The sequence below is a fragment of the Phycicoccus ginsengisoli genome (genome assembly GCF_054779295.1).
In genome coordinates, this window is the sequence record NZ_BAAGYN010000010.1 from 167,051 (window position 1) to 187,702 (window position 20,652).

General features: G+C 69.9%; 27 protein-coding genes and 1 pseudogene. 21 read left to right on the plus strand and 7 right to left on the minus strand.

The annotated features are described in order from the left end of the window. Positions 1-160: 160 nt before the first annotated feature. From ACYVDO_RS16590 to ACYVDO_RS16600, 3 genes are all read left to right on the plus strand, one after another. Positions 161-1,126, plus strand: coding sequence for an epimerase (locus ACYVDO_RS16590; RefSeq protein ID WP_460937922.1), 966 nt, complete (start codon positions 161-163; stop codon positions 1,124-1,126). A gap of 75 nt (positions 1,127-1,201) precedes the next feature. Continuing rightward, the gene (locus ACYVDO_RS16595; protein WP_460937924.1) at positions 1,202-1,873 is read left to right on the plus strand and encodes an N-acyl homoserine lactonase family protein; all 672 of its coding nucleotides are present in this window, start codon (positions 1,202-1,204) and stop codon (positions 1,871-1,873) included. 11 nt (positions 1,874-1,884) lie between these two features. After that, a complete protein-coding gene (locus tag ACYVDO_RS16600; RefSeq protein ID WP_460937926.1) occupies positions 1,885-2,592 on the plus strand; it encodes a 4a-hydroxytetrahydrobiopterin dehydratase in 708 nt (235 codons plus the stop codon). A gap of 75 nt (positions 2,593-2,667) precedes the next feature. On the opposite strand, the gene ACYVDO_RS16605 is transcribed toward ACYVDO_RS16600, so the two are convergent. The 6 genes from ACYVDO_RS16605 to ACYVDO_RS16630 form a co-directional block, all read right to left on the minus strand. Next, positions 2,668-3,264, minus strand: coding sequence for a dihydrofolate reductase family protein (locus tag ACYVDO_RS16605; RefSeq protein ID WP_460937928.1), 597 nt, complete (start codon positions 3,262-3,264; stop codon positions 2,668-2,670). 124 nt (positions 3,265-3,388) lie between these two features. Next, a complete protein-coding gene (locus tag ACYVDO_RS16610) occupies positions 3,389-3,892 on the minus strand; it encodes a putative immunity protein (RefSeq protein ID WP_460937930.1) in 504 nt (167 codons plus the stop codon). Between the two features lie 48 nt (positions 3,893-3,940). Continuing rightward, on the minus strand, positions 3,941-4,750 hold the full coding sequence (locus ACYVDO_RS16615; RefSeq protein WP_460937932.1) for an LLM class flavin-dependent oxidoreductase: 810 nt from the start codon (positions 4,748-4,750) through the stop codon (positions 3,941-3,943). Positions 4,751-4,856: 106 nt separating this feature from the next. Continuing rightward, positions 4,857-5,102, minus strand: coding sequence for a hypothetical protein (locus ACYVDO_RS16620; RefSeq protein ID WP_460937934.1), 246 nt, complete (start codon positions 5,100-5,102; stop codon positions 4,857-4,859). Beyond that, positions 5,099-5,818, minus strand: a complete 720-nt coding sequence (locus ACYVDO_RS16625) for an RNA polymerase sigma factor (protein ID WP_460937936.1) — start codon at positions 5,816-5,818, stop codon at positions 5,099-5,101. Before ACYVDO_RS16625 ends, ACYVDO_RS16620 begins: the two co-directional genes overlap by 4 nt. Continuing rightward, positions 5,815-6,054, minus strand: a complete 240-nt coding sequence (locus tag ACYVDO_RS16630) for a hypothetical protein (protein WP_460937938.1) — start codon at positions 6,052-6,054, stop codon at positions 5,815-5,817. Before ACYVDO_RS16630 ends, ACYVDO_RS16625 begins: the two co-directional genes overlap by 4 nt. Positions 6,055-6,236: 182 nt before the next feature. Here ACYVDO_RS16630 and ACYVDO_RS16635 point away from each other — a divergent pair, with 182 nt between their 5' ends. The 15 genes from ACYVDO_RS16635 to ACYVDO_RS16705 all read left to right on the plus strand — a co-directional run bounded on the left by ACYVDO_RS16635 (position 6,237) and on the right by ACYVDO_RS16705 (position 18,144). Then, complete coding sequence (locus ACYVDO_RS16635; RefSeq protein ID WP_460937940.1) at positions 6,237-6,830, plus strand: hypothetical protein; 594 nt, start codon at positions 6,237-6,239, stop codon at positions 6,828-6,830. Then, the gene (gene folE, locus ACYVDO_RS16640) at positions 6,830-7,459 is read left to right on the plus strand and encodes a GTP cyclohydrolase I FolE (RefSeq protein WP_460937942.1); all 630 of its coding nucleotides are present in this window, start codon (positions 6,830-6,832) and stop codon (positions 7,457-7,459) included. Before ACYVDO_RS16635 ends, folE begins: the two co-directional genes overlap by 1 nt. A 63-nt stretch (positions 7,460-7,522) precedes the next feature. Continuing rightward, the gene (locus tag ACYVDO_RS16645; RefSeq protein WP_460937944.1) at positions 7,523-8,239 is read left to right on the plus strand and encodes a DinB family protein; all 717 of its coding nucleotides are present in this window, start codon (positions 7,523-7,525) and stop codon (positions 8,237-8,239) included. Between the two features lie 9 nt (positions 8,240-8,248). Then, positions 8,249-8,653: an NUDIX domain-containing protein gene (locus tag ACYVDO_RS16650; protein ID WP_460937946.1), complete on the plus strand. Its 405-nt coding sequence runs from the start codon at positions 8,249-8,251 to the stop codon at positions 8,651-8,653. 98 nt (positions 8,654-8,751) lie between these two features. Beyond that, positions 8,752-8,973 carry a hypothetical protein gene (locus ACYVDO_RS16655; protein WP_460937948.1) on the plus strand — a complete coding sequence of 74 codons (222 nt, stop codon included), beginning with the start codon at positions 8,752-8,754 and terminating at the stop codon, positions 8,971-8,973. Positions 8,974-9,032: 59 nt separating this feature from the next. Next, complete coding sequence (locus ACYVDO_RS16660) at positions 9,033-9,635, plus strand: GNAT family N-acetyltransferase (RefSeq protein WP_460937950.1); 603 nt, start codon at positions 9,033-9,035, stop codon at positions 9,633-9,635. Between the two features lie 100 nt (positions 9,636-9,735). Further along, the gene (locus ACYVDO_RS16665; protein ID WP_460937952.1) at positions 9,736-10,119 is read left to right on the plus strand and encodes a hypothetical protein; all 384 of its coding nucleotides are present in this window, start codon (positions 9,736-9,738) and stop codon (positions 10,117-10,119) included. A 79-nt stretch (positions 10,120-10,198) separates the two neighbouring features. Then, the gene (locus tag ACYVDO_RS16670; RefSeq protein ID WP_460937954.1) at positions 10,199-11,032 is read left to right on the plus strand and encodes a class I SAM-dependent methyltransferase; all 834 of its coding nucleotides are present in this window, start codon (positions 10,199-10,201) and stop codon (positions 11,030-11,032) included. 124 nt (positions 11,033-11,156) lie between these two features. Next, positions 11,157-11,642, plus strand: a complete 486-nt coding sequence (locus ACYVDO_RS16675) for a SigE family RNA polymerase sigma factor (RefSeq protein ID WP_460937956.1) — start codon at positions 11,157-11,159, stop codon at positions 11,640-11,642. Further along, positions 11,632-12,390: a hypothetical protein gene (locus ACYVDO_RS16680; protein WP_460937957.1), complete on the plus strand. Its 759-nt coding sequence runs from the start codon at positions 11,632-11,634 to the stop codon at positions 12,388-12,390. The genes ACYVDO_RS16675 and ACYVDO_RS16680 overlap by 11 nt, the downstream gene beginning before the upstream one ends. A 266-nt stretch (positions 12,391-12,656) precedes the next feature. After that, positions 12,657-13,391: an SMI1/KNR4 family protein gene (locus ACYVDO_RS16685; RefSeq protein ID WP_460937959.1), complete on the plus strand. Its 735-nt coding sequence runs from the start codon at positions 12,657-12,659 to the stop codon at positions 13,389-13,391. Positions 13,392-13,598: 207 nt separating this feature from the next. Then, positions 13,599-15,266, plus strand: a complete 1,668-nt coding sequence (locus ACYVDO_RS16690; protein ID WP_460937961.1) for a S8 family serine peptidase — start codon at positions 13,599-13,601, stop codon at positions 15,264-15,266. Positions 15,267-15,432: 166 nt separating this feature from the next. Next, positions 15,433-15,906: a VOC family protein gene (locus ACYVDO_RS16695; RefSeq protein ID WP_460937963.1), complete on the plus strand. Its 474-nt coding sequence runs from the start codon at positions 15,433-15,435 to the stop codon at positions 15,904-15,906. A 255-nt stretch (positions 15,907-16,161) separates the two neighbouring features. Further along, on the plus strand, positions 16,162-17,115 hold the full coding sequence (locus ACYVDO_RS16700; protein WP_460937965.1) for a patatin-like phospholipase family protein: 954 nt from the start codon (positions 16,162-16,164) through the stop codon (positions 17,113-17,115). A 510-nt stretch (positions 17,116-17,625) separates the two neighbouring features. Beyond that, positions 17,626-18,144: a pyridoxamine 5'-phosphate oxidase family protein gene (locus tag ACYVDO_RS16705; RefSeq protein ID WP_460937967.1), complete on the plus strand. Its 519-nt coding sequence runs from the start codon at positions 17,626-17,628 to the stop codon at positions 18,142-18,144. A 96-nt stretch (positions 18,145-18,240) separates the two neighbouring features. Here the strand turns inward: ACYVDO_RS16705 and ACYVDO_RS16710 are convergent, their stop codons facing one another. After that, entirely contained in the window at positions 18,241-18,738 is a 498-nt protein-coding gene (locus tag ACYVDO_RS16710) for a GNAT family N-acetyltransferase (protein WP_460937969.1), read from the minus strand. Positions 18,739-19,251: 513 nt separating this feature from the next. Between ACYVDO_RS16710 and ACYVDO_RS16715 the strand changes: the two genes are divergently transcribed. The 3 genes and pseudogenes from ACYVDO_RS16715 to ACYVDO_RS16725 form a co-directional block, all read left to right on the plus strand. After that, positions 19,252-19,569: a transposase gene (locus tag ACYVDO_RS16715; RefSeq protein WP_460937971.1), complete on the plus strand. Its 318-nt coding sequence runs from the start codon at positions 19,252-19,254 to the stop codon at positions 19,567-19,569. Further along, positions 19,566-20,516, plus strand: coding sequence for a transposase (locus tag ACYVDO_RS16720; protein WP_460937973.1), 951 nt, complete (start codon positions 19,566-19,568; stop codon positions 20,514-20,516). Before ACYVDO_RS16715 ends, ACYVDO_RS16720 begins: the two co-directional genes overlap by 4 nt. A gap of 9 nt (positions 20,517-20,525) precedes the next feature. Further along, positions 20,526-20,652, plus strand: a pseudogene (locus ACYVDO_RS16725) (transposase); the annotation flags it as partial.

Here is a 20,652-nt window from a genome sequence, read left to right on the forward strand (position 1 = left end):
CTTCTTCTCTCCCGGCGACCGGGTCTCGGTCCCACCCGGGCGCGCCCATCGGCATACCCCTCCATCAGCACGCAAGCAGATCGCCCGGATCGGAGGGAGGGGCGAACGTCCCTGCGTGCCGGCAGGTCTCGCGGCCGGCCGGGTCCCTATGCTCGGCGCCGTGAAGGTGGTCATTCCGGGGGGAACCGGTCAGGTCGGTGGGATCCTGCGACGGGCGCTCGTGGCGCGCGGGGACGAGGTCGTGGTGCTCAGCAGGCACCCGGGCGAGCTCGAGCCCGGCGTGAGGCACCTCGGCTGGGACGGCCGCAGCCTGGGGGAGTGGGCGGCGGAGGTCGACGGTGCGGACGCCGTCGTCAACCTCGCCGGGCGCACCGTGAGCTGCCGGTACACCAGCGAGAACCTGAAGCAGATGATGGACTCGCGCGTCGACTCCACCCGCGTGGTCGGTGCGGCCATCGCACAGTCCGCGCGCCCGCCGGGGGTGTGGCTGCAGATGAGCACGGCCACCATCTACTCCGACCGACGCGACGCCCCCCACGACGAGGCGACCGGGGTCATCGGCGGCCACGAGGCGGGCGTCCCCGACTACTGGGAGTTCAGCGTCCGGATCGCCCGCTGCTGGGAGGCGGCCCAGCTGGAGGCCGACCTGCCGCGGACGCGGCGGGTGGCGCTGCGGGCAGCGATGGTGATGAGCCCCGACCGTGGCGGCGTGTTCGACGTGCTGCTGCGTATGGCTCGGCTCGGCCTCGGGGGCGCGGTGGCCGGCGGTGGTCAGTACGTCTCGTGGATCCACGACCACGACTTCGCGCGTGCCGTCGAGCTGCTGCTGGACCGGGAGGACCTCGAGGGACCGGTCAACCTGGCTGCGCCCGGGCCGCTCCCGCAGCGCGACCTCATGCGCGACCTGCGCCGGGCGTGGGGTCGGCGCCTCGGCCTGCCGGCCACGGCCTGGATCGCGGAGATCGGGGCCCTCGTGCTCCGCACCGACACCGAGCTGCTGCTGCTCAAGAGCCGGCGGGTGGTCCCGGGCCGGCTGCTCGACGCCGGCTTCGAGTTCGAGCACCCGCGCTGGCCGGAGGCCGCCGAGGACCTCGTGCGCCGAGTGCGCTCCGGACCACCCCGATGAGTTCTGGGCAGAGCTGAAGTCACAGTCGTCATGAGCAGCCCAGCGGCCGCACCATTCCTCCGAAAGGCGAGAACCATGGCTCCATCCGCACCGACCGTCACGCCGGTGCTCGTGGCCGAGCTGCTGGCAGAGGGCGAGCGTATGCCGGTCTACGTGCACGTCATCGACCATCCCGACGCTCGCGTCCTGGTCGACACCGGGATCACGCAGCTGCACCCGCTGGTGGCCGACATGGATCCTCAGCTGGTGCCACTGAGCACCAACGCCGGCTTCGAGCCGGCTGGCATCGACATCGTCGTCAACACGCACCTGCACTACGACCACTGCGGCGGCAACCACCTCTTCACCGGCCGGCCCATCCGCGTCCAGCGCCGGGAGCTCGACGAGGCCCGCAGCCGAGACGACTACACGATCCGGGAGTGGGTCGACGCGCCGGGCGTGGAGTACGCGCCCGTCGACGGCGAGGTCGAGCTGCTGCCGGGGGTGCGGCTGGTCCCGACGCCTGGCCACACGCCGGGCTCGCAGGTGGTCGTCGTCGAGACCGGCGACGACGGTCCGGTCATCATCGCCGGTGACACGGCGGTGTTCTTCGCCGAGCTCGATGAGCCGCGCACCGAGGGCCAACGACTGGTCCGTGCTCTGGAGCCCTCGGCCGTCTGGCTCTCGCACGCGCACGAGCCGTGGCGGCCCCGGGACGACCGGAAGGGCTGCTCTTCCAGCACCGCCCGTGACGGGGGCGGGGCATAGGCTCCCGGTGCATGGACATTCTGAGGGGAGAACAGATCGCCGAGGCCGGGCTCACCGACTGGCGCAAGCTGGCCCAGGGGCTGCACGCGCGCTACCTGGTGGACGAGTTCGGCGCGGCTGTCCGGTTCGTCGCCGCGGTGGGGGAGGCGGGTGACGCGCTCGGACACCACCCGCGCGTGACGATCGGCACGGGGTGCGTGGACCTCGAGCTCGTCACCGACGACGCCATCTACCGCGACGGCGAGGGTGCCGAGCACGTCGTCGAGTGGGTGACGCAGCAGGACGTCGACCTCGCCCGACGGATCACCCGGATCGCCGCCGACCACCGGCTCGCCGCCGACCCCGCGTCCGTCAGCGAGGTCGAGCTCGGGCTCGACACGGGACGCTCCGCGACCATCGCTCCCGTGTGGGCCGTCCTGCTGACCGGCAGCGCCGGGTCCCAGGGCCGCGGGACCCCCGGCGACGAGATCCGGGACGCCACGGTGCGCGTGCCGAACCTGTGGTTCGGCGATGTCGACGAGGACGGGACTCCGGCGCAGCGGTTCCACGTCGAGGTGTACGTGCCACCGGAGGTGGTCGAGGCGCGCATCACCGCTGCCGTCGCAGCCGGCGGGACCGTCGTCGACGACAGCGATGCACCCGCACTCACCGTCATCGCCGACCAGGACGGCAACCGAGGCGTCGTCTGCGCCGACACGTCTGCTGCCTCCCAGGGCTGACACACCCGATCGACAGGCCCAGGCGCGCGCACCGTGACGGAGCAGCGGGGCTCACCCCGGGGCCACGGCAAGCCCTCAGCGGCGGACGCGGTAGCGCAGGTGGAGGACCCGGTCGCCCTGGATGACGACGTCCGGGTCGTCGAGCAGGTGCTGTGAGTCCACCGGGCCGAAGTACCTCTTGCCCGTGCCGAAGACCACCGGCACCACGTCCATCGCCACCTCGTCCACGAGCCCCAGCGCGAGCGCCTGCCCGCCGACGTCCCCGGCACACAGCGCGACCACGCGGTCACCCGCGCGGCGCCTCGCCTCGTCGACCGCGGCGGCGACGTCGTCGAAGAACGGGACATCCGCCTCGGGGTGCCAGCCGTCGGGCTTGGGCCGGTGCGAGACGACGAGCAGGTTGTCGCCGGCCGGCGGCTGCGCCTCCCAGCCGTTGGTGAGGTCGAACAGGTGCCGTCCCTGGATTGTGGCGCCGATGCTGCGCCAGAACCCGCTGACGTATTCGACGGACCGCCTGCTCACGCGGAACGCGGCGTGCCGCTGCTCACCCGTCGCGTCGGACAGGGGCTGGTCACCGTTGAAGTACCAGTCGAACAGCGGCCCCACCTCGTCGTTCTGGTCCGCGATGAAGCCGTCCAACGACACCACTGCATGCATGATCACGGTTGCCATGGCAGGACTGACCGCGCGCGCTGCCGAAACTCATCGCGACGCCGGTCCAGCCCCCGACCGTGGGCCCACCCCTCGCACGACGGTCTAGGACGTCCAGGGCCGGCTGCCGTGGGGAGTGGGATGGTCAGTCCGCGAAGACACCCCAGCAGATGGCGTTGCGGCGGGCCTGGTCCTCCAGGACCAGGCCGCGGACGCGGTCGTCGAGCTGGGCGCGCTGCCAGTCGCGCTCGAGCCGCCCAGCGGCCGTCGAGTGCGCGTCCTGAACGGCCTTGATCGCGTATGCCGCCGCGCCGAGGTCGTGTTCCGCGACGTGGCCCACGCAGGCCGCCTGGCCCGCAGCATACGCGGCGAACCTCGCTGCCCCTCGCAGCGGCCGGGCGGCCGCCATCGCGTGGCCGCCGCGGGCCCGGGCCTCCATCATCCGCATCCGGCCGCTCGCCCACGCCCGCGCCGCCTCGATCGCGTCCCGCGGGCGAGGGTCGGAGGGCACGTGCTCCTCGAACAGGGGCAGCACGTGCTCAGCACAGCGTGCGGCCCACGTCGCCAGCAGCTGGTGGTCCTCGTCGGTGAGCGTCCCGCCACGGCGGATCGTGACCAGGCGGGGGTCACGGACGGCAGGGAGGATCACGCCACCAGCCTGCCACCGTCCGGTGCGGAGGCGCTCACAGCGCGGGTGTCACCGGCCGGACAGCTCGGCCACGACCGGAGCCAGGAGCTCGGCGAAGTCGGCACCGATGACGAAGTACGAGTAGCCGATCTCCTCGCGCCGGCGCAGGACCTCCTCGACCGCGGCTGTCGGGTCCGCCGGCAGCACCGCCAGGGAGTCGGCCTCGCGCATGGCGGCCACGTCGGTGTCCGCGAGGGACGCCATGAACGGTGCGACCCCGTCGCCGACCACCGGCACGTGCAACGCGAGCTCCACATCGCGCAGGGCCATCACGTCACGTGCCATGTCCGTGACATCCTCGCGGCGGTCGGTCGCCAGGGTGGCGAAGGTGATCGTGTCGGCGAGCTCCAGCGCCACCGCGCGGGCCCTGGGCCCCCGCACTGCCATCACCACCGGCGTGTGCAGGTCGGGGCCGTCGAGGTCACGAAGGGCAGCCACGGTGTCCCGCACCGCGGCCAGGCGCTCCGCCGGTGAGAGCGCGGGCAGGCCGCGATCCCGCAGCTCGTCCTCGATCCCCGGCCGCCCGGTCCCGATCCCCATCTCGAACCGCCCCTCGGTGAGGACCGAGAGGGAGTGGGCCTCCCACGCCGTGCTCCACGCCGGCCGGAAGGGACTGGCATACACCCACGTCCCGATGCGCAGGCTGGTCTCGGCGGCCGCCAGCGCAAGGGTGGGCGCCGGTGCGGGCTGCCACAGCGGGACGTCGGGCATCAGCAGCGTCGAGTAGCCGTGGTCGGCGATCCGGCGCACGCGATCGCGCCAGGTCGCCATGTCGGTGAGGACGGGGGCAACGACCCCGAACCGGAACGGTCTGGTCACGTCTGAGCTCCTGTCGCCGTGGGTGGACCCGCGCAGGAACAGACTGTGCCGCACCACCGGAACTCATCGCAGCCCCGGCACCTCACGGGACGCCGCGGCGCGTGGCTCAGCGGGAGTCGCTGCGCAGGAGGTCGATCAGCGACTGGGCCTCGTCGTTGCAGGCGACGCACCCCAGGAGGTGCCGGTCCATGGCGGGGTCCGTCCCGGTTCCCGTGCGCAGCAGGGACTCGACGTACGTGTCCATCCGCTCGAAGCACTCGTCGCACGACAGCCACGGGGTGGTGTCGAGGAGGAGCGCCTCCACGGCATACGGCGCGAGCGGTTGTCCAGCGGGCGGTGGGGTGGTGGTCATGGCCTGCCTGCCAGGGGTCGGGTGGCGGGGGACTCGGGAGCCGACGCGGCGGGCGGGAGGAAGCCCCTGCTCGTCAGGTCGGCGCGGAGCCGGCACCGGGCGTCGTGGACGGTCTTGTACAGGGCGCCGCGACTGGTGCCGAGACGTTCGGCGAGGACGTCGATCGGCACGCCGTCGACGAGGAGGGCGATGGCGACGCGGCGTTGGTGCGGCGTGAGCACCGACAGCATCGACCGGGCCACCGCCGAGGCGAGGTCGTTCCCCTCGGCGAGCCGCTCGGGGCTGTGGTGGTCGCCCGCCGGCGTGGTCGCGAGGTCGAGGTCGCGCAGCTCCACCTCGCGGTGCTGCCACTGGAGCCGGCGCACGTCGGTGGCGACCTGCAGGATCGCGAACTTGAAGGCCCACGTGGTGAACCGGCTGCGCCCCTCGAAGGTGTGCAGCTTGCCGAGGAGGGCCGTCATGGCCTCGTCAGCCGCCTGGTTGACGATGACGTCGACCGCCGCCGGTGAGCCGTCGGGCAGGGCGCTGCGCATGCGGTTCACCTGGTGGCCGGCCGCGCGCAGCATCAGCGAGTGCAGCTGCCTCAGGGCCCTGTCCTGCTCGGCACCGGTGCCGCTCAGGGCGCGCACCCAGTCCGCCGGTTCGTCGCGGGCGGCCGACTCCGGGAGGCGGGTCGTCCCCAGCTCGGTCGAGCCGTCGCGACCGGGCGCGCTCACGGGAGAACCGCGGGTTCGTCGAGCGGCGAGAGGATGCGCGCGGCCAGCTCCGGCGGGCAGCCGGCGTCGATGAGCTGCAGGAGGGCGTGCAGGTCGACGTGGCCGCCGGCGAGCGACGTGGCCAGCTCCCTGGGGAAGCCTGCCTCGAGGAGGCGGCAGGTGCGCCAGGCCCGGACGTCGACCGGCGGGCCGGGGGAGGAGCACCTGTAGGTCGGGTGGCTCGGATGGGTGGTCATGCCCTGTTTGCTGCCGGCTGGGCCGCTCGTCTTACCGGCCACACCGACGTCGGTATGACACCCGGGCGGCCGCGCGACTAACACGCTGTCAGCCTCCCACCACCTCGAGGCGGTGTCAGCGGGTCCTGCGCCCTCGACGCCGTGGCGAGCGGGAGGAAACCGCTCAAGGCAAGGAGCAAGCCGTGGCGACCACGTACACACCCAGGACCCCCCAGCAGCACCGGATGCGCGACCCCCGCGTGGGCCGGGACGCCTCCTACCAGGCGTATGCCGTGCTGCGCGGTGCGTTCACCATCGCGCCGATCGTCTTCGGCCTGGACAAGTTCACCAACCTGCTGGTCCATTGGGACCGCTACCTGGCTCCCGTCCTGTCCGACCCGCTGCCCGTCTCACCGCACCAGGCGATGTATGCCGTGGGCGTGGTCGAGGTCATCGCCGGCCTGGTGGTGCTTCTCCACCCCCGGCTCGGAGGCCTGGTGGTCGCGGCCTGGCTCGCCGGGATCATCGCCAACCTGCTGCTCATCCCCGGCTACTACGACGTGGCACTGCGCGACTTCGGCCTTCTGCTGGCCGCCGTTGCGCTGCAACGACTCGCGACCATGTACGACGCGCGACCGGTGCTCTGGCCGCTGCGACGCCCGGCCACGGAGCCGGCCTCTGCCGAGGCCGCAGCCGAGGGTGGCCTCGGAGCCCCGGGTGCCGTCGGTGGCGCTGCCGTCGGTGGGGCGGCCGTCGGTGGCGAAGGCGCCACGCCGCAGCACGGTGGGGCGGCCTGATGAGCCTGCCCGCGCTCCCGGAACCAGGTCCACGCCACCGTCGTGGCGCCTGGTCCGGGACCGGGGCGGTCGAGGAGGTCGACCTGCCCGGCGCGACCGCTGCGGCGCTGGTGATGTTGAGCTGCCTCGGCATCGACGTGGACAGCGAGTCACTGCTGCGCACGCCCGAGCGGATGGTGTCGGCGCTGGCCGAGATGCTCACCCCGCGGCCCTTCCAGATGACGACCTTCCCCAACGACGGCGGCTACGACGAGCTCATCGTCGCCCGCAGCATCCCCGTCAGGTCCCTGTGCGAGCACCACATGCTGCCGTTCGTCGGCACCGCGCACATCGGCTACCTGCCCGGGGAGCGCATCGTCGGGCTGTCCAAGCTGGCCCGGGTGATGGAGCACTTCTCCCGGCGGCCGCAGGTCCAGGAGCGCCTCACGACCCAGGTGTCGACCTGGTTGCGTGACCAGCTCGGGGCCTCGGGTGTGGGAGTGGTGATCGAGGCGGAGCACCTGTGCATGACCCTCCGCGGGGTCCAGGCGCCCGGCGCGACGACCGTCACCTCGAGCCTGCTCGGGGTACTTCGCGACGACCCCCGGACCCGGGCCGAGTTCCTCGCCCTCACCCGCGCGGCTGCGTAGCCGGTGGTGCGCATCGGCGGCAGCTCCCGGGGCGGCGTCGGCGGTGCGACCTAGCCTGTCCGGATGCGACGCTTCCAGGACGAGGACCTCACCGGCGCGGAGTTCCGCGAGTGCGACCTGAGCAGGACGCGGATGGTCGGGGTGGTCATGCGGGACGCCGAGATCGACGGCCTGGTCACCCACCTCGTCGTCAACGGCGTCGACGTCATGCCGTACGTCGAGGCCGAGCTCGACCGACGACACCCCGTGCGGCTGCTGATCCGCTCGGACGACCCCGACGACCTGCGCGAAGCCTGGCGGCGGCTGGCGGCCGAGTGGGCGGCCACCACCCACCGGGTCTGCTCGCTGCCCGCGGGCAGCGAGCACGAGGGCATCGACGGGGAGTGGTCGGTGGTCGAGACGCTGCGCCACCTCGTCTTCGTGCACGACTCCTGGTTCCGGCGCTGCGTGCTCGGGGTCACCGAGCCGTTCACGGCCATGGGACTCGGTCCGACGGGCGTCATGGAACGGGAGCCTGAGCTCGACCCCTCCGCGCGACCGGGCCTCGACGAGGTGCTCGCCGTCCGAGCCCGACAGGCCGTGGAGCTCGAGGCCTGGTTGGCGAGGGTCACGCCCGAGGATCTCGCTCAGACCGCGCCGGTCCCCGGCGACGACCGGTGGCCGCCGTACGCCCGGGGCCGGACCGTGCGGCAGTGCCTCGGCACCGTCCTCGACGAGGAATGGGCCCACCACCGGTTCGCCTTCCGCGACCTGGACAAGCTGTCCCACCGCGCTTCGTAGTCTGCCGTCATGATCACCCGCATCCCGATCGCGGTCGCCGCCCTCGTGCGCGACGGGCTCGTGCTCCTGGTCCACCGCCACCCGTCCCGCCGGTGGTATCCGGACTGCTGGGACCTCGTGGGCGGTCACATCGAGCCGGGGGAGCGGCCCGACCAGACGATCGTCCGGGAGTGCCTCGAGGAGCTCGGTGTCCGCATCCAGGACCCCCTCCCTTTCTCGGCAGAGGTGAGTGACCCCACCCTCGACATGTACGCGTTCCTCGTCACGCGCTGGGAAGGAGAACCCGTCAACGCGGCCCCCGAGGAGCACGACGATCTCCAGTGGTTCCGTCCCAGCGACCTGGCAGGTCTGACGCTGGCCGACCCGGCGAGCCTGCCCGGCATACTCGATGCCATCCGGCTCGTCACGGACTAGGGCCGCCGGCGAGAGGCCCTCAACCGTCGGCCGGTCCCGCCACCCCGGCGTTCCGGAACTCGGTAGGCGTCGCCGTGTCCGCTCGCTACGGTGAGCCGGTGCCCGACCCTCACGGATTCGACTACACGGTGCGCGGCGAGGACGTCCTCATCACTCACCGCGGCAGACACGCCACGACGCTGCGCGGTCAGCGCGCCATCGCGTTCCTCGACGACGTCGAGCGGGAGGACCCACAGGAGCTGATGGCCCGGCTCACCGGCAACTACCGACGGGGCAACGAGCGCGCGGCCCGAAACCACCCGCGCAACCACGCACGCTGATCACGCACATCCAGGCTCGAGGCCGAGGGGCTGGCTCGGGTCACCGACAGGGGGAACACATGCCTGAGTTCACGTGGCGGCCCGCGAACGCAGCCGCACCCGAGCACGTGGAGGCGGTGTTCGCCTCGGGGGGCGCGCGCAAGTGCCGGTGCCAGGCGTTGAAGGTGCCCGGCTGGATCTGGCGCGACACCACACAGGAGCAGAGGGACGACGCGCTGGTCGAGCAGACCGCCTGCGGCACCGCCGGGCCGACGTCTGGGCTGATCGGGTACGTCGACGGTGAGCCGGCCGGCTGGGTCGCCGTCGAGCCCCGCGAGAACTACCCCAGGCTCTGGAGCCGAAAACAGCCGTGGATGCGGATGGACCCCGAGCTCGAGGGCGTCTGGTCGGTGACCTGTTTCGTCGTGCGCAAGGGCTGGCGCCAGGCGGGGCTGACCTACGAGCTCGCCGCGGCCACCGTGGAGTACGGCGAACAGGTCGGCGCCCGGGTCCTGGAGGGGTACCCGATGGAACCGCCGCCGGGCAAGACGGTGATCTGGGACGAGGCGTCGGTCGGGCTGCTGCAGGTCTTCCTCGAGGCGGGTTACGAGGTGGTCGCCTCACCCACCCTGCGCCGCCGCGTCGTGCGCAGACGACTGGACATGTCGATCGGTTCCTCGTGAGACCCAGCGGCCGACAAACAGGTGTTTGCCTGGCCCCACGAGGGCGACAGTCGGACGCGGGTGGCGTCGGACCGGCTGAATCGTGGGTAGCGTCCCCCTGGTGCGGGAGCAATGGAGGATCTCGGACCGACCTGGCCTCACGGTCGAATCGACCACGCTGGCCGAGGTGGTCGAGCGCCGGGTCGCAACGGGCACGATGACCACCTGGCTGGAGAGCTCCCTCGGCAGGCGGATCGCCCTCGTGAGCAATGGTTCACGAGCCATGGTGCTACTCCTCGAGCACGATGACGGCGACCCCGGTGAGCACGCGATCGACCCCGACGGCGGGGCCGGATCGAGCGGTGGGTTCGTCCTCGAGAACGGTCAGGTCGACGAGTATCCCGACCGAGACACCGTGCCCATGGGTGAGGCGCTGAGGATTGTGGGCCACCTCGTCTCCGATGGCGTTCCTCCCAGCGATGCGTCGTGGCAGGTCGACCGGTAGCACCTCACGACGCCGGATCTGTGCGTGGTCGGACGTCTGCTCTCACGGGAATCCGATCGCGACGGAGGGGGCGCCGCTGATGCACTGGAGGCGCTGTCCCGAATCTGCCGAGCTCAGGGAGGTGGTCGTTGTGGCGGGGTACGGCGCGCTCGCAGAGGTCTACGAGTGGCTCATCTCCGATGCGAAGGCAACACCGGCCGCATTCGCTGCTGCCTTCGATGACGTGGTCGCGCTCCTTCCGCCCAACGCCCGCGTGCTCGACAGCTCGTGCGGCACCGGGCAGCTTGCGGTCGGCCTCGCCGGCCGGGGCCTGCAGGTTGTGGCGACCGACGCCAGCGCCGCGATGGTTCGGCGCACTGCAGAGTTGGCTGGAGAGCTCGGTGCGTCATTGCAGACGGTTCGAGCCGGCTGGGATGAGTTGCCCGCTCACTTCGACGTCGCAAGCTTCGACATAGTGTTCTGCGTCGGCAACTCGCTGCACCATGCAGAGGGTGCGCCTGGCAGGTCAGCCGCACTGAAGGCGATGTCGCGGGTCCTGCGTCCTGGCGGACGGCTGGTTCTCACGTCACGCAACTGGGAGCGTGTGCGCGCTGGCGGGTCCCGGCTGGACATCCGGGATCGACTGGTCCGCAGGAACGGCCGCGATGCTGTAGTCGCCTACCGCTGGGAGATCCCCGAGCACTGGGAGCAGGAGCACCGTATCGAGATAGCCGTGGCGAGGCTTGGGGCCGATGGATCGGTCGATGTCTGCTCTGAGCTGCTGTCGTCGTGGCCATATCGGTATGACGACCTCGTGTCGGCGTTGCAGGGCGTCGGGCTCACTGTCGAGAGAAGCACCTTCGACCCGAACGCCGAGGACTACATGGTGGTGGCGCGGCTACTTGGATCGGTCCCGCTGTTCGACCGTGATTGATGTGCCACTCAGTTCCTCGACTCGCGCGATACGTTTCCTGGGCCACTCAACGTTTCGCTTGACTGCACCGTTGAAGATGCAAGGGGTGGGTCGCTGAGAGTTGGAGGGGGCGTAGGTGGGCAGGGTGGAAGACGAGGAGTTCTCCGACTTCGTGCTGGGAGCGTCCTCGCGCCTGCTGCGTACTGCCTGGCTGCTGTGCGGAGATCCCGTACACGCCGAGGAGCTCGTGCAAGCGTCCTTGGAGAGGGTGTACCTGAAGTGGGGGCGCGTGCGTGAAGGCGAGCCGCTTGCTTACACCCGCCGCATCGTGCTGAACCTGCACGTTGACCATGTCCGCCGCACCCGCCGGGAGCATCTCACGGACGCCATGCCGGAGCGGCCCGCGCCCGCTGTTGCCGGCCCGGAGGAGGGCGACTACCTCATGCACCTGCTGCGCCAGCTGCCCCTGCGTGAGCGGCAAGCGGTCGTGTTGAGGTACCACGTCGGAGAGTCCGAGGCCCAAGCTGCCATCACCCTTGGGGTGAGCGTGGGCACCGTGAAGTCCTCGGCTTCCCGGGGCTTGGCGCGGCTGCGCGGTCTACACGCCCAGGAGGGCTCCCATGTCCGATGACCTCCTCGACCTCATCGAGCGCGCCCCCGAACCCGCGATGCACCTGGACCCCGGACCCATCATCGCCAGCGCCCAGCCCACCAGGCGCCGCCGCCGCGCGATCACCATCGCCACCGGCGCACTCGCCGTGCTGGCCCTCGCCGGCACTTCGGTGCTGACGGGTTGGGGGCCACGTGCCCTTGAGGCTGTTCCGTCAGGCCACTCGCTCGAGTCACCAGCACGGCCGTCGTCGCCGACAGCAACTCCTACCTCCAACCCGACCTACGAGAGCGACGAGTCGCAGACGTGGGGCGCGGTACACCTCATGTCCCAGCAGCGCAACCGTGCGGGTGGGCGGCCGGTGCTGTACCTGACGCGGAGCCGCATGCTGTGCATCGGCACTGTCGACACTCTCGGCGAGGTGGCGCCGTCGGTATGCCGACGCGCCGATGCGCCACCCTCGAATGCGTTCGGTCCTGGCTACGCCTGGAGCATGGAGGGCGACCTCCCCGACGGCGCCCGGGCCAACGAGTTCATCGCAGGTGCGGTTGCCAGCGATGTCACCAAAGTTGTGGTCCGTACCGAACTCGGCGACCTCACCGCTCACCTCTCGCCGGCACCAGATCCCAAACTCGGCCAGCTCTACTGGGTGGAGACTCGAGTGCCCGTCCTCAACTCGCGCACGGACGCCCACAAGCGATCGCGGGTGGCTTACCGCGGGACGAAAGTGGCGTTCACCTGCGGCTATCACGAGTGCCTGAGCGGATGACCCCGCTTCTGTTTGCGACCTCATGGACGCCAGCGCCTTGAGCCATCCCGGCCTGCGCGGCTGCACGCCATCTCATCGGCTATGACAGTGGTGTCACGAGCCGGGCCGGCTCGTGGCGGCGTGACACGGACTCCTGACTTGGGTTCGTCGTGAGGATCGGGGCCTGTCACTGCTTTGGTCGGAAGGCTGGGGTGGTCTCGCAGCACGGGTGAGGCGAAACGGCCGATTCGCCCTTGTGCAGGTCCGCTGTTTGGGAGACTGCGTCCATGCCCGGCACCACTTTGGATGACGTCCTGCTCGTCAACCCTTCGGAGCTTCGCCCCACGCCGCCCGATGAGACTTCCCGGGCCGAGGCTGCGCTCGGTGTCCGCCTGCCGTCGGGGTACGCCGCCTACGTGGAACGACTCGGCCCGGGAGTCCTCGGGCATTTCGTTCGCGTCCACGAACCGGCCAGACTCCCCGATCTCACGGTGGAGTGGCGCCAGCGCATCACGGAGTACTGGTTCTGGGACACCAGCGAGGCGGGGGTCTCGCGGGAAGCACTCCAGAAGAGCGGCGTCGTGGTGGCGGACACGTTCGACGGCGATGAGCTGTGCTTCGACCCCGCCGATCCGGAGACGCTGTTCATCCTGCCTCGCGACGAGGACGTCGCCCGACGCGTCGGGCCCGGGTTCACCGCTGCCGTGGAGTGGATGCTGTCCGGTGCGCTCAACCCATGGGTGGAGGGCTGGACATTCGAGGCTTCGGCCGAGCGTGCCGAGGTCAGGCAGACCCTCGACGGGCGAGACCTGGCTCATGCCGCGCAGGCGATTGCTGCCCTTGGCGTGCACTCCCATGTGGTCGAGCTCGAGGGCCGCAGGACCTTCTTCCTGCCCGGGATCGGTGCTCGCCTCTCGCTGTACCAGGAGGACGAGGGGGTCGTCGACGTGGGCCTCACCCACGACGCGACTGCCGATCCCGCGGCGGTCGCGGTTGTCGTTGCAGCGATTCGGGGAGATTGACGAACAGCCGCGCACATCGCGGCAGTAGCGCGCGGCGCCTCAGCGAGGTCCCGACACGGGTGGCCGGCAAGGCCGGCATACGCGTCTTGCCCCATTGACCCCGAACAGGGCGAGGAGTAGACCACCGCGATGAGGCTGTTCGCGCACGCCTCGGCGTCCCCGGCCTCCGCCGTGGGGCGGGAGATTCGAAGGGCGAAGGGAACCGCGATGAAGGGATCATTCTCGCGAGGACGAAAGCTCAGGGTCGCGCTGACCGTGGCGCTGGCCGGGCTGGGGATGGCGGTGACGACGCCGGGGCTGACCGCCACCGCGTCTGCCGACGGTCAGTCCGACACGTACCTCGTGCTGTTCAACGGATCGTCGAGCCCGTCCAACGCCACGGACCTGGTGGCCGCCGCAGGCGGGTCGGTCGTGGCGAACTACAGCCGCATCGGAGTAGTGGTGGCACGCAGCAGCAACACGATGTTCGGCGCGACCATCAGCCGCAACGCGTCGGTCGAGGGGGCGCAACCCACGGCTGACTACGCCACGCGTTTGCGCGACGACGGCAGTGCCCTCGGGGGCGAGTCGGCTACACAGCCCGGAGACCTGCCGAACGCGCCGGCGGCCGACAGCGACTCGCTGTCCGGTTTGCAGTGGGACATGCGGCAGATGCACACACCGCAGGCCCACGCCATCACCGGCGGCAGCCCGACCGTCGTGGTCGGAGACATCGACACGGGCCTGGACTACCGACACCCCGACCTGCGCCAGAACGTCTCGGACGCCGACAGCGCCAACTGCCTCAGCGGCGCCGCGGTACCCGGTGCCGTCGCAGCGAACGACGACAACGGTCACGGCACGCACACCGCCGGCACGATCGCAGCGGCCGCCAACGGCGTCGGGATCGTGGGTGTTGCGCCGAACGTGCGCGTCGCGGGCATCAAGGCGGGCAACGCCGACGGGTACTTCTTCCCTGAGGCCGTCGTGTGCGCGTTCATGTGGGCAGGCGACCGGCACCTCGACGTGACGAACAACAGCTACTACGTCGACCCGTACCTCTTCAACTGCCGCAACGACGCGACCCAGCGCGTCATCTGGACGGCCCTGCAGCGCGCCATCCGGTACGCGATGGGGCAGGGCGTCACCGTCGTCGCGGCCGAGGGCAACGAGAGCGAGGACCTCTCCCACCCGACCATGGACCAGAGCAGCCCTGACTACCCACCGAACACCGCGCAGTCCCGGGACGTGACCAACGCGTGCGTCGTCATCCCGACCGAGATCCCCGGTGTCATCGGCGTCACCGCCACGGGCAGCTTCCGCCAGGGCACGTCGGCCGGGGCCTACCCGGACCACCTGAAGTCCTACTACTCCTCGTACGGCGTCAGCACTGCTGACGTCGCCGCACCCGGCGGAGACTTCTACTTCCGCGACGTGACAGACCCGGCGGCGGCGGTCAACGGGCTGATCCTGTCGACCTGGCCGGCGACCCTGCCGTGCGGCCGCAACGTGAAGGAACCGACCGGCGACGTCACGTACCCGACGGCCGTCTACTGCTACCTGCAGGGCACGTCGATGGCCAGCCCGCACGTCGCCGGTGTCGCGGCCCTGGTGATCAGCCGGTACGGCGACCTGAGGACGCCGCAGAACGGCAAGATGCGGCCGAGCCAGGTCGAGCAGTTCGTCACCCAGACCGCGGATCCGCAGGCGTGCCCGCAGACGCTGCCCAACGCCACCTCGGGCTCGCAGGCGGGTCGTCCGTATGCCACCTGGCTCGGGTCGCAAAGTGGTGCCCCGCAGCAGTGCACCGGCTCGGGTGTCGGCCACACGTCGTGGTACGGCAACGGTGAGGCTGACGCCCTCAATGCCGTGACGAACCACCGCTCGAACGGCTGAGCCCATAGGGATCGGGGCCGAACCGTGCCGGTTCGGCCCCGATCGCCTCTGAGCGGGCCTGATCCATACGGTTGAGCCTCATGTTCGTGAGGTCGCGTTCATGGCACCGGCCGAGGTTGAGGTGCGGCTCCGGAGAAATGCCCTGGTCGCGTCGTATGGTCGGGCCATGACGGTGAAGCGCATCAAGCCGAACATCCTGGCGAGCGACTTCGAGGCAAGTCGCAGGTTCTACAACGATGTCATCGGTCTCGATGGGGGACATGGGCTCGACTGGATCCTCTTCTTCGGCGCCGACAAGCGTGAGGTCCAGCTCAGCGTCATGGCTCTGGACATCAAGGCACACCAACATCCCGACGTCTCCATCGAGGTCGACGATGTGGATGATGTCTACGAGCGGGCCGTCGACGCTGGCGCACAGATCACCTACCTACCCGCTCACCGACGAGGACTGGGGGCTACGACGGTTCTTCGTGCGCGACCCCAACGGCGCGATCATCAACGTCACCCAGCACGCCGAATAGCAGTTCACGCTGCCAGCACTCTGACCCGCGCCAAGTGCGCAACGAGCCCTGCTGGTGAGCTCGACGCCGGCATGACGACGCCGCGAGAGCCGCGCCGGCCGGCGGCGCAAAGGCGGTAGGGCGAAACCAATGGTCAACGCGATCAGGACCACAACGAAGGGCCTGCCGCCGACTTCCCGGATCCCCAGTGACGGCACTGATAACGACTCCGAAGCGCCCTCGAGAAGAGATGTGGCGCGCACAGCTGCACGACCACCAGGCGGTGGTATGACGCGGCCTGCGCGACGCTGCTAACAGGGTGCCAGTATCCGGCTCCCCGCCAACGACCCTCGGCCGGGGGCAGCGGGAGCACCCACGTCCGCCTGGAGACCGCAATGAGCACGAGCAGCACTGAAGGGGCGCGCAGGACCGCCTTCGTCCTCACGGGTGGTGGCAGCCTCGGTGCTGTCCAGGTCGGCATGATGGCGGCACTGCACGAACACGGAATCGACCCGCACGTGGTGGTCGGCACGTCCGTCGGGGCCGTGAACGCCGCCTACCTCGCCGGTCCAGGTACGACCGAAGGAAGGCTGGCCGCACTGTCAGACCTGTGGACTCAGATGCGCCGCAAAGACGTGTTCGTCGCCAACCCCAAGCGCTGGGTGCACGCAGCCCTGGGCGGCGTGCCGTCGGTGTTCTCCTCCCGCCCTCTTCGCGAGCTCCTCGCGACACAGCTGGGCTACGGAGTCTTCGACGAAGCCCGCTTGGAACTGGCGGTCACCGCTACCGACATCGTCACGGGATCGGCCCTGTTCTTGACGAGCGGATCCGTCGTCGACGCCGCGACCGCGAGCGCCACCGTGCCCGGACTGTTGCCAGCAGTGTCGTGGGGTGGGCGCAGCGTCGTTGACGGCGCGGTGGGCAACCCGGGGGTCCTCGAGCTGGCCGACGCGTATGGCGTCGAGGACGTCTACCTGCTTCCGGCCGGTTACCCGTGCGCGGCGCCACCGCCCACCACCGCCCTGGGAGCGGTCCTCACGGCCTTGAACCTGCTCCTGCACCGGCAGCTGATCGGACAGGTGAAGGCATACACGGGCACAGCGCGGCTGCACGTCGCCCCGCCGTTGTGCCCGCTGGCCGTCCCCGCAGCCGACTTCGGCCACGCGGAGGTCTTGATGCGGCGCGCCCGGTCCAGCACTCGCCGGTGGCTGGCGCAGAACTCGGGCGCCGGGAGCGTGCTCATCCCGGACGGTCCCGGCGAGGTGCTCGCCTTCCACGGGCCGCACGAGCACGGGCGGACCACTACACCGGACGACCCCGACGCGTGTCTCACGGGGACTGGGGGATGATCCGGCCGCTCAGCATTCCGGCCGTCTCCAGGATGTGGTTCGGGACGTGTCAACCGCTCATCTCCACGACCGACTGCGGGAGGTCCGGGCGTGAGCGAAATGTCGGCGAGGTCGTGACTGGCTTCTGACATCGACGGGTGTGACGCATCTGGGACTGTTTCCCGAACGCCCAGGCCACAAAGACAACGGCGCCGAGCAACTTCGAGTCGATCAGACCCGACTGCGCGGATGACAGCTTCGATGCCGAGGCCCAACACCACCAGCTGGGTGCTCGCCCAGTAGGCGCGTTGCCGCAGCCTGGCCGCGGAGGAGGTGGCGCCAGCCAGTGCTCGGCAGGACAGGGCGTCCGGCTGGCGGCGGTGGTGAGACGCAGGTATCTAGGACGCAGAACTCGTCAAACCTGCCCAGGGATGCTTTCCGCCACTTCGTGCAAATGCACGAGGACGACTGCTGCCTATGGGCGGACGGTGTAAGGAACCGGTCGGTGTGGGCACGGCGAGAGGAGACGCCATGACCAGCCAACAGGGCAGCCTTGACCTACTCAAGGAACCCGTCGCCCAGACCTTGCTCCAATCCAAGACTCCGGCCTGCTTCGCCTACCAGTGGATCGACGGTACCCCTCGGGTGGTCCCCATCGGCTTCCACTGGAACGGCGAGGAACTCGTCCTCGGCACCCCAGTGGACGCACCCAAGCTCAAGGCCCTTCGAGACGGCCAGCACGTCGCCCTGTGCATCGACACCGACTCGATGCCGTACAAGGTTCTGGAGATACGGGGACGAGTGCGGTTGGACGAAGTCCAGGGAATCGCCCCCGCGTACGAGCTGATGACGCTCCGAACGCTGGGGGATGAGGCCGGGCACGCCTGGCTCACCAACTTGGCACCGATCTGTCCACGTATGGCGCGGGTCTACATCAGCCCGACATGGGTCGGACTGCTCGACTTCGAGACCCGCTTCCCGAGTGCCCTCGAGCGCGCCATGGAGGCCGCCGGTGCGGCGCCTTCGAGCGGTGGCCACGGCACAGCCTGAGCCTCAGGCGAGCCGCGCCTCGTGGGGTACCGAGCTCGCGGCTATGTCGCGGGTCTCCGAAGTTCTCCCCGTCGCCGCCGGGCGCCGACATCGAGGTCAGGTTTCGAGGAGCAGCTCGAACTCGAGTTCGTGGTCGATCCGTACTCCGGTGTCGTCCCGAACCGGGATGGACGGCTTGAGCTCCCTGGACACTCGTACCGCATTCCGGTGCAGCGCCAGAAGATCCATCCCCATGCGTTGGTAGAAGGCGATCGCGGCGATGTTGTTGTTCGTGGTCACGAGCCACACCCGCCGGCAGCCCGTAGCTCGCGCCTCAGCGAAACAGCGCTCCATCAGCGCCCGCCCCACGCCACGCCGTGGCCGCGTGGTGCCGATGGCCACGACCTCGAACTCCCGTCCCTTGACGTCGACCAGCACCAGCCCGATGCGCTGCCCACCGAGCGTAGCCAGGTAGCCCGGTAAGCCGGGCGCTTCGATGAGTTGACCACGCCGCGCGACCGAAGTCGACGTCCACTCCTTCAGCAACACCTCCGCAACCCAGTCGAGATCACCCGGCACGATATGCCTGACCAACGGGATCGAGTCTGAGTCCACATCACCATCATCCGCTGGCGCGCGAGGGCGCGGCGTCGCCGCCCGCATCTCCCGACGCTCCTGGACGTCTTCACGCGGCGGATTGACGCAGGTCTTGAAGTGGACGAATCGCTCAGGTGGACGGATTGCGCCGCCTGGCCGGCGCGTGAGGTCGAGGCGCAGAGTGTCGGTTCCCCCTCCTAGAGTTCTGGGTAAAGGCGCTGTTGCGCTTGACCGGAACGACTGCGTAGGAGAACGGGCAGACACGGTGGGGGACACGAGCGAGCGTCCCAAGGAGTGGTGGGGTTTGGGGTAGCGGAGTGGCTCCGGGTGTAGGGGGGCCATCGGCGTGATTCTCGGTGTGTACCGCCAAGTACTCATCGAAGGAGATCTCACCGATGGCCCTGTCCCAGTCTGCCCTGTCCGAGCTGTTAAAGGCGTTCCGCGCTGGCGATGGCGTGGATTTGATCCGTGTGTCGCGCGTCAAGATTCCTGGCAGGACCGTTGAGTCAGTCCTGAAGGAGAATCTGAGCCATGGGTAGACCCCCTGTGATCCCGGCCGAGCAGAAGTCGCGGATCGTGATGAGCGTGCTGGCCGGCGAGATGACGATCGCTCAGGCCGCCCGCAAGGAGAAGGTGTCCGAGCAGTCCATCGGCCGGTGGAAGGCCGACTTCCTCGAAGCCGGCAAGACCGCCCTGGCAGCTGGCCGCTCGGGCCCGTCGACGAGGGAGCAGCAGCTCGAAGCAGAGGTCGCGGACCTGACCCAGGCCCTCGGTGAGGCCGCGGTCGAGCTGCGGGTCTGGAAGAAGTCAGCCGAGGGCAGACTGGGCCCTTCGAGGACCTCGAGGTGATCCGCATCGAGGCGGGCATGTCGACCACGAGGTTCTGCCGGCTCATCGACATGCCCGAGAGGACATGGCGACGCTGGCAGGCCAAGGCTCGTGCCGGTGGTCGCCCGAAGGGTCCCTGGCCGCAGCCGGCTCGTGACGAGGCCCGTGAGCTGGTCCTCAAGCACGCCACGAAGCACTCGGCGTGGGGCCACCGCAAGATCTGGGCAATGGTCCGCCACGAGGGCCACATCGTTTCCGAGGCCACCGTGCTGCGGGTGCTTCGCGACGAGGGTCTGATCCTGCCGGCGCACTACCAGCGGGAACGCAGGAAGCTGGCCGAGCGGAGGAAGGCTGCGTTCGCCAACGAGCCGACCGGGCCGAACCAGGTCTGGCAGCTGGACTTCTCCGAGTTCGAGACCACCACCGGCGGAACGTGGCGGCTTGCCGGCTGCCGGGACTACTGGAGCAAGTACGAGCACCCGTTCCACGTCTCCCCGACCGCGAACCAGCACGACGCGATCGACGCGGTCGAGCTCGCCCTGGCCGACTACGAGGCGATGTTCGGCCACCCGCTCGTCGACGAGTGCCAGGTCGATGTCGAGACCGGCGAGATCCTGCCGGTGGTCACGATCGTGACCGACAACGGCGGCCCGTTCCGATCCTTCAGGTTCGAGAGGTTCATCTTCGACCATCCTGAGCTGCACCACGTCCGCACAAGGGTGAAGACACCCGGCCAGAACGGGTCACGCGAACGCGGGTTCGGGACCTTGAAGTACGAACGGCTCTACATCGACGAGATCGACGACGCCCTCATGCTCGCCAAGCACGCCGAGGAATACCGGATCGAGTACAACACGATCAGGCCACCCGAAGCCCTGGCATGGAACCGGCCCCTGGACGTGCACCTAGGAATCGCCGACCCGACGATCCCCACCTTTCAAACAGAGAAATCCCTGCCATGTTCTTGACGCGGGACACGTGAGTCGGTCCGTACCGTGTTGCAGGAGTTGATCGAGGCCGAGGCGGCCGAGGTGATCGGCGCGGGCCGGTACGAGCGGACCGAGGCGCGCACGGCCGAACGCAACGGGCACCGGCCGCGGTTGT

Bases quoted from the DNA above. Each gene is read 5' to 3' on its own strand.
- ACYVDO_RS16600 (WP_460937926.1), top strand. From the start codon at position 1,885: ATGGACATTCTGAGGGGAGAACAGATCGCCGAGGCCGGGCTCACCGAC.
- ACYVDO_RS16660 (WP_460937950.1), top strand. From the start codon at position 9,033: ATGCCTGAGTTCACGTGGCGGCCCGCGAACGCAGCCGCACCCGAGCAC.
- ACYVDO_RS16670 (WP_460937954.1), top strand. From the start codon at position 10,199: ATGCACTGGAGGCGCTGTCCCGAATCTGCCGAGCTCAGGGAGGTGGTC.
- ACYVDO_RS16705 (WP_460937967.1), top strand. From the start codon at position 17,626: ATGACCAGCCAACAGGGCAGCCTTGACCTACTCAAGGAACCCGTCGCC.
- ACYVDO_RS16605 (WP_460937928.1), bottom strand. From the start codon at position 3,264: ATGGCAACCGTGATCATGCATGCAGTGGTGTCGTTGGACGGCTTCATC.
- ACYVDO_RS16700 (WP_460937965.1), top strand. From the start codon at position 16,162: ATGAGCACGAGCAGCACTGAAGGGGCGCGCAGGACCGCCTTCGTCCTC.
- ACYVDO_RS16690 (WP_460937961.1), top strand. From the start codon at position 13,599: ATGAAGGGATCATTCTCGCGAGGACGAAAGCTCAGGGTCGCGCTGACC.
- ACYVDO_RS16650 (WP_460937946.1), top strand. From the start codon at position 8,249: ATGATCACCCGCATCCCGATCGCGGTCGCCGCCCTCGTGCGCGACGGG.
- ACYVDO_RS16620 (WP_460937934.1), bottom strand. From the start codon at position 5,102: ATGACCACCACCCCACCGCCCGCTGGACAACCGCTCGCGCCGTATGCC.
- ACYVDO_RS16680 (WP_460937957.1), top strand. From the start codon at position 11,632: ATGTCCGATGACCTCCTCGACCTCATCGAGCGCGCCCCCGAACCCGCG.
- ACYVDO_RS16595 (WP_460937924.1), top strand. From the start codon at position 1,202: ATGGCTCCATCCGCACCGACCGTCACGCCGGTGCTCGTGGCCGAGCTG.
- folE (WP_460937942.1), top strand. From the start codon at position 6,830: ATGAGCCTGCCCGCGCTCCCGGAACCAGGTCCACGCCACCGTCGTGGC.
- ACYVDO_RS16645 (WP_460937944.1), top strand. From the start codon at position 7,523: ATGCGACGCTTCCAGGACGAGGACCTCACCGGCGCGGAGTTCCGCGAG.
- ACYVDO_RS16695 (WP_460937963.1), top strand. From the start codon at position 15,433: ATGACGGTGAAGCGCATCAAGCCGAACATCCTGGCGAGCGACTTCGAG.
- ACYVDO_RS16630 (WP_460937938.1), bottom strand. From the start codon at position 6,054: ATGACCACCCATCCGAGCCACCCGACCTACAGGTGCTCCTCCCCCGGC.
- ACYVDO_RS16685 (WP_460937959.1), top strand. From the start codon at position 12,657: ATGCCCGGCACCACTTTGGATGACGTCCTGCTCGTCAACCCTTCGGAG.
- ACYVDO_RS16715 (WP_460937971.1), top strand. From the start codon at position 19,252: ATGGGTAGACCCCCTGTGATCCCGGCCGAGCAGAAGTCGCGGATCGTG.